9 protein-coding genes and 1 riboswitch are annotated in these 12,406 nt (G+C 71.9%); of the genes, 3 read left to right on the top strand and 6 right to left on the bottom strand.

The annotated features are described in order from the left end of the window. Positions 1–74: 74 nt before the first annotated feature. The 5 genes from cobN to ACI2LP_RS21880 all read right to left on the bottom strand — a co-directional run bounded on the left by cobN (position 75) and on the right by ACI2LP_RS21880 (position 8,122). Entirely contained in the window at positions 75–3,740 is a 3,666-nt protein-coding gene (gene cobN, locus ACI2LP_RS21860; RefSeq protein ID WP_404726146.1) for a cobaltochelatase subunit CobN, read from the bottom strand. Further along, positions 3,737–5,299: a cobyric acid synthase gene (locus ACI2LP_RS21865; RefSeq protein ID WP_404726147.1), complete on the bottom strand. Its 1,563-nt coding sequence runs from the start codon at positions 5,297–5,299 to the stop codon at positions 3,737–3,739. Before ACI2LP_RS21865 ends, cobN begins: the two co-directional genes overlap by 4 nt. Beyond that, positions 5,296–6,261 (bottom strand): cobalamin biosynthesis protein, encoded by a 966-nt coding sequence (locus ACI2LP_RS21870; RefSeq protein WP_404726148.1) that lies wholly within the window; start codon positions 6,259–6,261, stop codon positions 5,296–5,298. Before ACI2LP_RS21870 ends, ACI2LP_RS21865 begins: the two co-directional genes overlap by 4 nt. Positions 6,262–6,387: 126 nt before the next feature. Continuing rightward, positions 6,388–6,461: riboswitch (cobalamin riboswitch) on the bottom strand. A 179-nt stretch (positions 6,462–6,640) separates the two neighbouring features. Beyond that, positions 6,641–6,856 (bottom strand): hypothetical protein, encoded by a 216-nt coding sequence (locus ACI2LP_RS21875; protein WP_360879452.1) that lies wholly within the window; start codon positions 6,854–6,856, stop codon positions 6,641–6,643. A gap of 12 nt (positions 6,857–6,868) precedes the next feature. Further along, positions 6,869–8,122, bottom strand: a complete 1,254-nt coding sequence (locus ACI2LP_RS21880) for an anion permease (RefSeq protein ID WP_404726149.1) — start codon at positions 8,120–8,122, stop codon at positions 6,869–6,871. Between the two features lie 235 nt (positions 8,123–8,357). Between ACI2LP_RS21880 and ACI2LP_RS21885 the strand changes: the two genes are divergently transcribed. The 3 genes from ACI2LP_RS21885 to ACI2LP_RS21895 all read left to right on the top strand — a co-directional run bounded on the left by ACI2LP_RS21885 (position 8,358) and on the right by ACI2LP_RS21895 (position 11,688). Continuing rightward, the gene (locus ACI2LP_RS21885) at positions 8,358–9,020 is read left to right on the top strand and encodes a class II aldolase/adducin family protein (protein ID WP_404726150.1); all 663 of its coding nucleotides are present in this window, start codon (positions 8,358–8,360) and stop codon (positions 9,018–9,020) included. A 55-nt stretch (positions 9,021–9,075) separates the two neighbouring features. Continuing rightward, positions 9,076–10,203, top strand: a complete 1,128-nt coding sequence (locus ACI2LP_RS21890; RefSeq protein ID WP_404726151.1) for an alpha/beta hydrolase — start codon at positions 9,076–9,078, stop codon at positions 10,201–10,203. Between the two features lie 78 nt (positions 10,204–10,281). Further along, positions 10,282–11,688 carry a hypothetical protein gene (locus tag ACI2LP_RS21895; RefSeq protein ID WP_404726152.1) on the top strand — a complete coding sequence of 469 codons (1,407 nt, stop codon included), beginning with the start codon at positions 10,282–10,284 and terminating at the stop codon, positions 11,686–11,688. Between the two features lie 55 nt (positions 11,689–11,743). On the opposite strand, the gene ACI2LP_RS21900 is transcribed toward ACI2LP_RS21895, so the two are convergent. Beyond that, positions 11,744–12,148 (bottom strand): VOC family protein, encoded by a 405-nt coding sequence (locus ACI2LP_RS21900; protein ID WP_404726153.1) that lies wholly within the window; start codon positions 12,146–12,148, stop codon positions 11,744–11,746. Positions 12,149–12,406 lie beyond the last annotated feature (258 nt).

Genomic DNA, 12,406 nt, shown 5'->3' on the forward strand with positions numbered 1-12,406 from the left:
GGTCCCCCCGGACGAAGTTCGGGAGAGGTTGAGGCGCGGGGTATGGGGGCGGAGCCCCCAGCAAGGAAAGACCTTCACGCGTCCCCCTCCAGCTCGCCCTCGAGCTCAAGGTAGGTCGCCCGGAGCCGCTCCAGTGTCTCCGCGTCCGGCTCCGCCCACAGCCCGCGATCGGCCGCTTCCAGCAGGCGTTCTGAAATACCCCGCAGTGCCCACGGGTTGGACTTCTTCATGAAGTCGCGGTTCTCGGGGTCGAAGACATACTCAGCGCTGAGCTTCTCGTACATCCAGTCGTCCACGACGCCCGCCGTCGCGTCGTACCCGAACAGGTAGTCCACCGTCGCGGCCATCTCGAACGCACCCTTGTAGCCGTGCCTCCGCATCGCCGCCATCCAGCGCGGATTGACCACCCGCGCCCGGAAGACCCGATGCGTCTCCTCGCCCAGCGTGCGCGTCCTGATCTGGTCCGGAACAGCGGAGTCACCCACATACGCCTCGGGCGACTCACCCGTCAGATGCCGCACCATGGCGACCATCCCGCCGTGGTACTGGAAGTAGTCGTCCGCGTCGACGAGATCGTGCTCCCGCGTGTCGACGTTCTTCGCGGCGACCGCGATCCGCCGGAACGCCGTCTCCATGTCCCCGCGCGCCGCCCGACCGTCAAGACCACGCCCGTACGCATAGCCGCCCCACACCGCGTACACCTCCGCGAGGTCCGCGTCGGAGCGCCAGTTCCGCGCGTCGATCAGCGGCAGCAGACCGGCTCCGTACGCCCCCGGCTTCGAGCCGAAGATCCGCGCCGTGGCCCGCCGCCGGTCGCCGTGCTGTGCCGTGTCCTCGTCCGCGTGCGCCCGTACATAGTTGGCCTCCGCGGGCTCGTCGAGCTCGGCCACCGCCCGTACGGCGTCGTCGAGCAGGCCCACCACATGCGGGAAGGCGTCCCGGAAGAAGCCGGAGATGCGGACCGTGACGTCGATGCGCGGCCGCCCCAGCTCCTGCGCCGGCACGATCTCGAAGCCCGTCACGCGGCGCGATGCGTCGTCCCAGACCGGGCGGCAGCCGAGCAGCGCCAGGATCTCGGCGATGTCGTCGCCCTGCGTGCGCATCGCGGAGGTGCCCCACACCGTCAGACCCACGGACTTCGGATACGCGCCCGTGTCCGCCAGATACCGCTCCACCAGAGAGTCGGCGAGCGCCTGGCCGACCTCCCACGACAGCCGGGAGGGGATGGCCTTCGGGTCGACGGAGTAGAAGTTGCGCCCGGTCGGCAGGACATTGACCAGGCCGCGCGTCGGAGAGCCCGAGGGGCCGGCCGGGACGTAGCCGCCGTCCAGTGCCCGCAGGATGTTGCCGATCTCGTCGGTCGTACGGGCCAGCCGCGGCACGACCTCCCGGCAGGCGAACTCCAGCACCGCGACGGCGTCCGGAAGTTCGCCGCCCACCACCTCACGTACGAGAGAGGGCACCGCGGCCGCGTCCCAGCCGCGCTCCTCCATGCCCAGGGCGAGCCGCCGGCACAGCTGCTCGAGCAGATCGATCGCATCGGCGGCGGTCCGGGCCGGACCCTCGACCAGCGCGGTCAGCTCGGCCGGCACCTTCACCGCGGCGCCCGGCTCGCCCAACAGGGCTTTCTCCGCAAGCGAGAAGTGCTCGGCGAGCGAGGCCCGCAGCCCCGGCAGCGCATGGGCCTGGCCGCCCCACACCTGCGAGGCGCGCAGTACGGCGAGCACGAGATTGACCCGCGCCTCCGCCTGCGGACCACCGCCGAGGATGTGCAGACCGTCCCTGATCTGGACGTCCTTGATCTCGCAGAGATAGCCGTCGATGTGCATCACGAACTCGTCGAAGTCGCCGTCGTCGGGCTGTTCGTCGACATGCAGATCGTGATGGAGCTCCGCGGCCTTCACCAGCGTCCAGATCTGCGCCCGAACGGCCGGGGCCTTGCCCGGGTCGAGATCGCTGACGAGCGCGTACTCGTCGAGCAGCTGCTCCAGCTTCGCCAGGTCGCCGTAGGTGTCCGCGCGCGCCATCGGCGGCACCAGATGGTCCACGATCGTGGCGTGGCCGCGGCGCTTGGCCTGGGTGCCCTCGCCCGGGTCGTTGACGATGAACGGGTAGATCAGCGGCAGTTCGCCGAGCACCGCGTCCGGTCCGCAGCCCGCCGACAGGCCAAGGCCCTTGCCCGGCAGCCACTCCATGGTGCCGTGCTTGCCCATGTGGACGATCGCGTCCGCGCCGAAGCCCCCCTCCGACGCCGCGGCCTCCAGCCAGCGGTAGGCCGCCATGTAGTGGTGCGAGGGCGGCATGTCGGGGTCGTGGTAGATCGCGATCGGGTTCTCACCGAAGCCGCGCGGCGGCTGGATCATCACCACGACGTTCCCGAACCGGAGGGAGGCGAGCACGATGTCGTCCCCGTCGACATAGAGCGAGCCCGGGGGCTCGCCCCAGTGCTCCAGCATTCCCTCGCGCAGCCGCGGGTCCAGCGTGTCGAACCAGGCGCGGTAGTCGGCGAGCGGCACCCGTGCGGGGGCGGCGGCCAGCTGCTCCTCGGTCAGCCACTCGACATCGTGCCCACCTGCGTTGATGAGGCGGTGGATCAGCTCGTCGCCGCCTGCCGGGTGGCCGTCGACGCCGTACCCGGCATCGCGCAGGGCGTCCAGGACCCGTACCGCGGATGCGGGCGTGTCGAGGCCCACGGCGTTTCCGACCCGCGAATGCTTCGTCGGATAGGCCGTGAAGACCAGGGCGAGGCGCTTCTGCGCGTTCGGCTTGTGCTTCAACTCGGCGTGGCGTACGGCGATTCCGGCGACGCGCCCGGCCCGCTCGGGGTCCGCGACATAGACCGGTACGTCGTCGGGGCCCTGCTCCTTGAAGGAGAACGGGACCGTGACCAGCCGTCCGTCGAACTCCGGGATCGCGACCTGCATCGCAGCGTCCATGGGGGAGAGGGCGGCGTCCGACGCCTCCCACACGGCGCGCGAGGAGGTGAGGCAGAGGCCCTGCAGGACGGGTACGTTCAGCTCGGCGAGCGCCCCGATGTCCCATGCCTCGTCGTCCCCGCCGGCGCTCGCGTCGCTCGCGCGCGTGCCGCCCGCCGCCAGCACGGTGGCGATCAGCGCGTCGGCCCTGCCGAGCAGCTCGTACAGCCCGGCGTCGGCGCCGCGCAGCGAACCGCAGTACACGGGAAGCGCGTTGGCCCCGCGCTCCTCGATCCGGTCGCACAGCACATCGATGAAGGCCGTGTTCCCGGACAGTTCGTGTGCCCGGTAGAAGAGCACGCCGACGGTCGGGCGGCCCTCCGTGAGCGGGCGCGTGCCGTGGACGCCGTACTCGGACATCTTCTGCGGCTCGGCGAAGCCCACCCCGGTCAGCAGCACGGTGTCCGACAGGAAGCGGGCCAGCTCGACGAGGTTCCCGGGACCGCCCTCGACGAGATACCGCAGGGCCTCCGCCACCACACCGGCGGGCACGGACGACTCGGCCATCAACTCGGCGTCCGGTACGGTCTCGCCGCCGAGCAGCACCGTCGGAATCCGGGCCGACTTCAGCGCGGCGAGCCCGTCCTCCCAGGCTCGCTTCCCGCCCAGCAGCCTGACGACGGCGATGTCACAGCCCTCGATGAGCGCGGGCAGTTCACCGGTGACATCGACCCGGGTCGGGTTGCCGATCCGGTACGGCGCGCCGGACGCGCGGGCCGCCAGCAGATCGGTGTCGGCGGTGGACAGCAACAGCACGGTGCTCATGGCGCTCCCGGTGGAATGAAGGGCAGTTCCGGCGGAGCGCCCGACTCGATCAGCCGCAGCAGCGCGTCCGTGTCCGCGTGTTCTTCGATCAGGTCGCCCAGGCGGTCCAGCTGCTCCTCGCGCAGCGCGCCGAAGCTGGTGTCCGGGGCCGGTACGAAGCGTCGGCCGGCTGCCGCCGCCACCTCGCGCAGAAAGGCGCGCCTGAAGCCGTCGCTCTCCAGCGACCCGTGCCAGTGCGTGCCCCACACCGGGCCGACCCGGCAGCCGTCCAGGAAGGTCTCCCCGCCGAGCACTTCGGCGACCCCGTGATGGATCTCGTAGCCCTCGACCCGCTCGCCGAGCGCCTCGCCCACGGGCCGCGCGAGGGTCTTGTCCTTCGCGAACCGCACCCGTACGGGCAGCAGCCCGAGCCCGTCGACGGTGCCCGCCCGCGACTCGACCTCGTCGTCGATCCGCTCGCCCAGCGCCTGGAAGCCGCCACAGATGCCGAGCACCGGCCGCCCCTCGGCGGCCCGTCGCAGCAGAGCGTCGGCAAGACCGCGCTCGCGCAGCCAGGCAAGGGCCTTCACCGTGCCGCGGGTGCCCGGCACGATGACCAGGTCGGCGTCGACGAGCTCCTCGGCGCGGTCCACGAACCGCACGACGACGCCCGGTTCGGCGGCCAGCGCGTCCACGTCCGTGAAGTTGGACATCAGCGGCACCGCGCACACGGCGACCCGCAGCACGTCCTCGCCGACCGGCGGCGCGACGACCGACTCCCGCACCGCACCACGCAGTGAGACCCTCAGTCCGTCCTCCTCGTCGATGCCGAGGCCGTGGGCGAAGGGCAGCACGCCGTAGGTGCGCCGCCCGGTCAGCCCGTGCAGCATCTCGAGGCCCGGTTCGAGCAGCGTCACGTCGCCCCGGAACTTGTTGACCAGATATCCCGCGATCAGTTCCTGGTCGGCCGCGCTGAGCAGCGCCGTCGTACCGAAGAAGGACGCGAAGACACCGCCGCGGTCGATGTCCCCGACCACGAGCACCGGCAGCCGCGCGGCCCGCGCGATGCCCATGTTCACGATGTCCGTACGCCGCAGATTGATCTCGGCCGGACTGCCCGCCCCCTCGCAGATCACGGCGTCATACGTGCCCCGCAGTTCCGCAAGGCACTCCAGAACGGTGGAAAGCAGGGCTTCCTGCCGCCCACCGTGCAGTGTTTTCCCGGGGGACGCCCCTCCAGACCCCCCGAAGAACCCGCGTGCGCTGAGCTCCCCGACCGGTCTGCCCATCAGCACGACCTGGCTGGACCGGTCGCTGCCGGGCTTGAGCAGCACGGGGTTCATCAGCGCGCTGGGCTCCACGCGGGCCGCCTGCGCCTGCATGGCCTGGGCACGTCCGATCTCGGCGCCCTCGCGCGTCACAAAGGAGTTGAGGGACATGTTCTGCCCCTTGAAGGGCGCGACCTTCACTCCCTGCCGTACGAGCCACCGGCAGATCCCGGCGGTGACGACGCTCTTGCCGGCGTCGGAGGTGGTGCCCGCGACGAGCAGCCCGCCGCCGGTGCGGCCGGTACCGGTCATGTCCGCCCCTTTCCCGCGCGCCGCGCGCGCAGCGCCTGCCCCGTTGCGCGGCCCGCCGCGCAGGCCGCCAGTGTCAGCCAGCCGATACGGCGCGAAAGCCGTACGGCACGCTCGACGTCACCGAACTGCACGGGGCGTCCGGTGCCATGCAGTACGGGCCGGTGCTCGACCCGGCCGCCGTACGAGAGCGTCCCGCCCAGCCGTACACCCAGAGCGCCCGCGAACGAGGCTTCCACGGGCCCCGCATTGGGGCTCGGATGCTTCTTCGCGTCGGCGCGCCACGCCCGTACGGCTCCGCGCGCATCCGGGCCCGCGAGCACGGCGAGTCCCGCGGTGAGGCGGGCCCCCGGCCACCCGGCCACATCGTCGAGGCGCGCCGAAGCCCAGCCGAATCGCCGGTACTTGGCCGATTTGTGCCCCACCATCGCGTCGAGGGTGTTCACCGCGCGGAACGCGACGAGTCCCGGCACACCTGCCAGCGCTCCCCAGACCAGCGCGCCCACCACCGCATCGGAGGTGTTCTCGGCGACGGACTCGACGACGGCACGCGCGATCTGCTGCTCGTCCAGGGTCTGCGGGTCGCGCCCGCACAGATGCGGCAGCCGCTCCCGGGCCGCCTCGACGTCCCCGGCCGCGAGCGCGCCGCCGATGGCCCGCGCCTCGCGGCCCAGCGAAGTGCCGCCGACAACCGCCCAGGTGGCGGCGGCGGTCAGCGCAAGAGACGCGGCGGGGCGGCTCCGTACCCCGCGCGCGAGGAGCGCGGCGGCCGCGGCAGCGCCTCCGGCGCACACGGTGGTGTGCAGCGCGCCCCAGCCGCGGTGGTCACGCCACAGCATGCGCTCGACGGCGCCCGCCGCGCGCCCGAACGCGGCGACCGGATGCCCCCGGCGAGGATCGCCGAGCAGCAGGTCGCCGACGAGGCCGGCGGTGGCGCCGTACATGAATTGCCGGTCGGCACGCATGGGTTCAGGCCGGCGCTTCGCCTGGACGGACCCTCGTACTCACAGCAGGAAGTGAACTGCACCCGGGCATGGCGATATGTCCTCACTCAGGGTGTCCGCGCCCTGGTTCGACGAGATCGGCGGCGAGAGTTCCTGGCTTCCGGGGGAGTGTTCCCCGGTGACAGTGGCGGGACCGCGCCGGATTCGCACCGGCTTCCTCTGCTGCCGCCGTAGCTGGCTCCGGCAGTCCACCACGGCCCTGTCAGGGCCGTCAACTCACCCTTGACCTGCGACGGGACAGTGTGCGAAGGCCCACACCGGCACCACGTGCGGACCGTCGAAAAACGCCGTGTGGGCGGGACATCCGTCCCGCCCACACGGCGTCTGCTCTTGTCTGTGCTCAGGCGACGATGAGATAGATCCCGTACGACACGGCCGCCGCGCACAGGGCGAAGCACGCGTACGCGCCGGTGCGGGCCAGGACCGCGGAGCCCCCCGCCGCAGACTCCTGCTTGGTCAGGCCCACGACGCCCAGGGTGAACAGACCCACCAGGGCGACGGTGGCCACGAGGCTCACGCCGAAGACGGAGCCGAGAGCTGCCCAGTCGATTTTCATGCTGATCTGTCCTTACACCGCGGCCGGGCGGGTCGCCGGCTCGGAGCCCGCGGCGGGCGCCGGAGCCTGGATGGTCGTCTTGAGGTCCTGCGCGGGGGTGCCGGCCGGCGGCGGGGCGACGGCCGCGATGGCGGCGGTCACCAGGCCCGCGGGCTCGGCGTCGCCGTCCACGTCATTGACGTTGGTGTGGTCGACCACCTGGCGGCGTGAGACGAACCAGATCGCGGCGCAGGCGCCGATCAGGAAGGCCGCGACCACCGCGACGCCCCAGTCGCCCTGCCTGGCCACGAACTCCGAGCCCGCCGCGACCAGGGCCGCGGCCGGCAGGGTCAGACCCCAGGCGACGAACATCCGGGTGGCGGTGGACCAGCGGACCACGCCGCCCTTGCGCCCCAGGCCGGCGCCCATCACGGCGCCGGAGCAGGAGTGCGTGGTGGACAGCGAGAAGCCGAGGTTGGAGGAGGCGAGGATGACGCTGGCCGCGCTGGTCTGGGCGGCGAAGCCCTGCTGCGGCTGGAGGTCGGTGAGTCCCTTGCCCATGGTGCGGATGATGCGCCAGCCGCCGAGGGAGGTGCCCAGCGCAATCGCGCTGCCGGCCGAGACGATGACCCACAGCGGAGGGTTGGAGCCGGGGGAGAGCACGCCGCCGGCGATGAGCGCCAGCGTGATGATGCCCATGGTCTTCTGCGCGTCGTTGGTGCCGTGGGCCAGCGAGACAAGGCCCGCTGAGGCGATGGAACCGGCGCGGTAGCCCTTCGCGGTGGCCTTCTCGTCGGCGTTCCGGCCGATCTTGTACGTCAGCCTGGAGGCGAGGAAGGCCGCGATGCCGGCCACCAGCGGGGCGGCGACCGCGGGGATCAGGACCTTGGTGACGACGGTGCCGCCGTTGACGCCGCTGACGCCGACCGAGGCGATGGTGGCGCCGACCAGTCCGCCCATCAGGGCGTGCGAGGAGCTGGACGGCAGGCCGATCAGCCAGGTCATCAGGTTCCAGAGGATGGCGCCGACCAGCGCCGCGAAGATGACCTCCGGTGTGATGCCTTCCTCGGTGACGATGCCGCTGGAGATTGTCTTGGCGACCTCGACGGACAGGAACGCGCCGACGAGGTTGAGCGCGGCGGACATGGCCACCGCGGTCTTGGGCTTCAGGGCGCCGGTCGAGATGGTCGTGGCCATCGCGTTGGCGGTGTCGTGGAAACCGTTCGTGAAATCGAACACGAGCGCTGTCACGATCACAATCGCGAGCAGCAAGGTGATGTGTTCCATTTACCCAGGCAATCGTTCGACGTCATTGGCCCGTTGAACGTAGGTAATCTGAGTGAACGGAAGATGAACTGTGACAGGCGTAGCGGTGTCTGCACGTGAGGATTCCTCGCTCCGCTTGCCCTGCTGGGTCGGCATCGAAGGGATATCGCCGCGAAAAGCTGGTTTTGGGCGATACGCGTGATCTCCGTCACCGTCCGCCCACGGGTCCTCGGGCCCCGCCTGACAGGATCACCGTATGACCGATGAGGTGCGGCAGGACGCGATCGAACGGGCATGGCTGGACCTCGTCGCCACGGCCCGCAGGACAGCGGCGGAGGGCCTGGTGGTGGGCACATCGGGCAATGTCTCGGTGCGGGTCGGCGGACTCGTCCTCATCACCCCGACCGGAGTCCCCTACGACCGGCTCACCCCCCAGGACGCCGTTGCCGTCGACCTCGACGGCAACCAGCTCCTCGGCGATCTCGCCCCCACCAGCGAACTGCCGCTGCACCTGCAGGTCTACCGCAACACCTCCGCCGGCGCCGTCGTCCACACCCACGCCGTGCACGCCACCGCCGTCTCCACCCTCGTCCCCGTGCTCCCTCCCATCCACTACATGACCGCGGCACTCGGCGGCCCCGTCCGCGTCGCCCCGTACGCACTGTTCGGGACCGAGGAGCTCGCCGAGAACATGCTCAGCGCGCTGGCGGGCCGCACCGCCTGCCTTCTGCAGAACCACGGCACGGTCGCGTACGGCGAACGCCTCGACCAGGCCTACGACCGCACCGCCCAGCTGGAGTGGATGTGCCGTCTCTGGCTGACCGCGTCGGCGCTGCCCGGATACACGCCCAGCCTCCTCTCCGGCTCCCAGCTGAGCGAAGCCGCCGAGAGGTTCCGGACCTACGGCCAGCCGGGCTGACACCGGCGGCTGCCGTCCACTGGCAGCCTGGCGCGCGGGTGCCGACACTGGACGGGTGCGCCCGGCAACAGCGACGGCAGCGGCCGTCACCACCCTGATCGGACTCGGCGCGGCCGCGGTCGCGGCCGGCCGGTACGCCAGCGACGCCGCGCTCAAGCTGCCGCAAGGGCGCCCACTGCCCGGCGACCCCAGGCTCACCGTGCACGCCACGGCCGCGGGCCAGGTCACCCTCACCCGCAGCCTCGCCGCGCAGCGCCCCGGCAGATACGGACTCGACGGCGAGGGCGTCCATGCAGTCGTCGGACCCGTGCTCGACGCGGTGCCGCACCCCGTCGACACCGTCGTGCGCCGTCTGGAGCGGGTCGGTCCCGGCAGCCTGGAGCCGGGCAGCCGGGTGCGGCTCACCCCGCAGGTGCACACGGGCGATCCGTCGAGCGCATTCGGTATGTATCACAGTGATGTGGACATACCGGGTGAACTGGGCGCGCTGCCCGCCTGGTTCGTGCCAGGACACCGCAACACCTGGGTGATCGCCGTGCACGGCCTGGGCACCACGCGGGAACACCCCCTGAATCTCCTGCCGTTCCTGCATACCCGTCACCTCCCGGTGCTCGGCCTCGGCTACCGCGGAGACCCCGGCGCACCCAAGCCCCACGACGGGCTCGGGCATCTCGGCGACTCCGAATGGCGTGACCTGGACGCCGCGATCCGCTTTGCCGTCCGCTTCGGCGCCGAAAAGGTCATCCTGCACGGCTGGTCCACCGGCGCCTCGATGGCTCTGCACGCCGCGGTCAACTCCGGGCTGCGCGACCGGATCAGCGGCCTCGTCCTCGACTCACCGGTCCTCGACTGGGAAGCCACCCTGCGGGCTCTGGCCGCCGCCCGCCGGACCCCGGCGTTCCTGCTGCCGCTCGCCGTCAGGGCGGCCAGGGGCAGGACAGGACTGCACGGCGACCGGCTGCAGGAAGCCGCCGACCCCAAGGCGATGCGCGTGCCGGCCCTCATCTTCCACGGCCCGGACGACACCCTCGCCCCCTGGGGGCCGTCCCGCGAACTTGCCGCCCGCCGACCCGACCTGGTCAGCCTCCACACCGTCAAGGACGCCCCGCACGCCGCCATGTGGAACGCCGATCCGGAAGGCTACGAAGAGGCCCTCCGCCGCTTCCTCACCCCCTTGATGTAGCACTCGCGCCGGGCCGCCGGGCGCGGCCGAGCAGGTTCCGTTTGGGCTTTCGGGCTGTCAGCGGGAAGACTGCTCCCCGTGACGTCCCGAAAGCCTGATGAGCAATTGGCGCGCAACACCAGACTTCGTCTTGTCCGCCCGCGATCCCTGGCCACCGCACGGCGGGCCGTGACGACCCGGCGCACCCGGCCGGCCCCCCGGCCGCCCGAAGGCACACCCGCCCCCTCGGAGCTGGCCCGCCAGGCGCGGACGGTGCTGGCCGACGCCGTACGGATCGCCCGCTGGGCCGCCGTCGAGAGGGACCCCAGCACCGCACAGCTCACCGATCGGACCCAGGAACGGGCCGCCGCCGCACTGGAGTTGACCCCGCTCCAGGTTCGCGCGGGCTGGGACCGGGCCCGCCTTGCCGGCCTGGTCGAGCTGCACGGTGACACCGCCCGCCCCGGCTGGCGGCTGCGCGCCTGGGACCGCGACGACATGGCCGTGCTGCGCGGCTGGGTAGCCCTCTTCGACGCCTGGTCGCTGGCCCACCCGGCGCCCGACGACGTCGCGCCGACCGCGGTCGCCGAGGTCGTCGAGGCCGTCCCCCAGGTGCTCTCCCTCCTCCAGCTCTCGGCTGGCCCGGTGCTCGTGCCGGTCCTGCTCGACCTGCTCCAGCAGCGTGTCGCCGAACTGCGCGAGGAGCGCTGCGAAGTCCCCTACGGCCCGCAGCCGGACGCCCAGTCCGGTGCCGACTCCGGTGCCGACTCGGGTGCTGACGTACCCGTCTCGCTCCTTCTCGGCTGGGCGCTTCAGGGCCTGTCCTCTGTCGGCGCGCTGACCCTCGACATGGGCCGCTCCGCCACCCTCACGCCCCTCGGCAACTGGGCGGTCTGGGTCAAGCTGGAGCAGATCTGCGTTGCCGCACAGAGCCCGGCAGGCAATATCGAGCAGTCCGCCGAGGACATGCTGCGCGGCTGCGCCCGCCTCACCCCGGGCCCGGCCCGCGCCGAGTACCGCGCGTGGCTCGCCGCCCGCACCGTCTCCAGTGCGGTCACCGAGCTGCTCGCCGTCGCCCGCGGCGAGGACGCCCTGCTGCGCGGACTCGCCTTCGAGGCGCTGCGCGTCGTCGGCGCCCCCGCCGAGGCCGAGGTGCGCGCCGCCGCCGTCGAGCCCTCGCTGCGCCCCTACGCACTGCTGTGGCTCGCCGAGTACGAGGGCGCGGACCCCGAGGACGCGGCCGAGGTCCTCACCCGCGAGGAAGCGACCTGGCTCTGGGTGGACACCGCGGCGGCCGTCGCCGACCACGGCGAGCCCCAGCTGCTGCTGCGCCACCTCGACTCCGCGGTCCAGGGCACGGTCCCCGCTCTGCTCGAAGCGGTGCGGGCCGGCGGCCACCCCCGCACCGTGCAGGTCCTGGTGGCCCTGGCCGCAGCGCACCCCGACCCCGCCCTCGCCAAGGCCGTACGCAGGGCGGCGTTCCAGGTGCACACCGGAGGCGTCTGACCCGGGGCGGACAGGGGCGGACAGGGACTCGACGAGCGGGCGGCGGAGAGGGGCCTCAGGCCTCCGCCGCCCCCGGCGAGTAGGTGCCGAAGCTCCACACATTGCCCTCGATGTCGCGTGCCATGTAGTCACGCGCGCCGTAGTCCTGGTCGGTCGGCGGCATCACGATGTCCGCGCCGTGCTCCAGCGCGCCGGCGTGATGGGCATCGACGTCGTCGACATGGACGAACACGCCCGTCGGCCCGCCGCCCTTCATCAGCTTGTCGAACTCGCTGCCGGTGCCCTTGCTGCCGAGCATCACCATGCCGTTGCCGTACGTCAGCTCGGCGTGCGCGACCGCGCCGGTCTCGTCCTCGTACACCGCGTGCTCGGTGAAGCCGAAGGCTTCCGTGAGCTGTTTGATCGCGGCCTTGGCGTCCGCGTACACCAGCGTCGGACAGATGCTCGGTGACTGCGACATCCCGATCACTCCTTCAGACTCGACGATGGAAATGTGATCTGCATCTCAGTGTGGCAGTTGGCACTGACAGTCGGCGGAAGGCGGTGCGCTGCGCCATGTCGCCGGTGCGCCGGCCGGCGCAGAACCGCTGGCGGCGCTGGGCGGCCCCGGCAACGCCCAGCCCTCAAGCGCCGATCGAGCCCGGGCCACCGCCGCGAAAGCTGGCGCAAAACCACTTGCAGGGCCCCGCTAGACTGAGTCGTATGGCAATTCTCCTTG

The organism is Streptomyces sp. NPDC019890, assembly GCF_044903445.1.
Classification (GTDB): Bacteria; Actinomycetota; Actinomycetes; order Streptomycetales; family Streptomycetaceae; genus Streptomyces.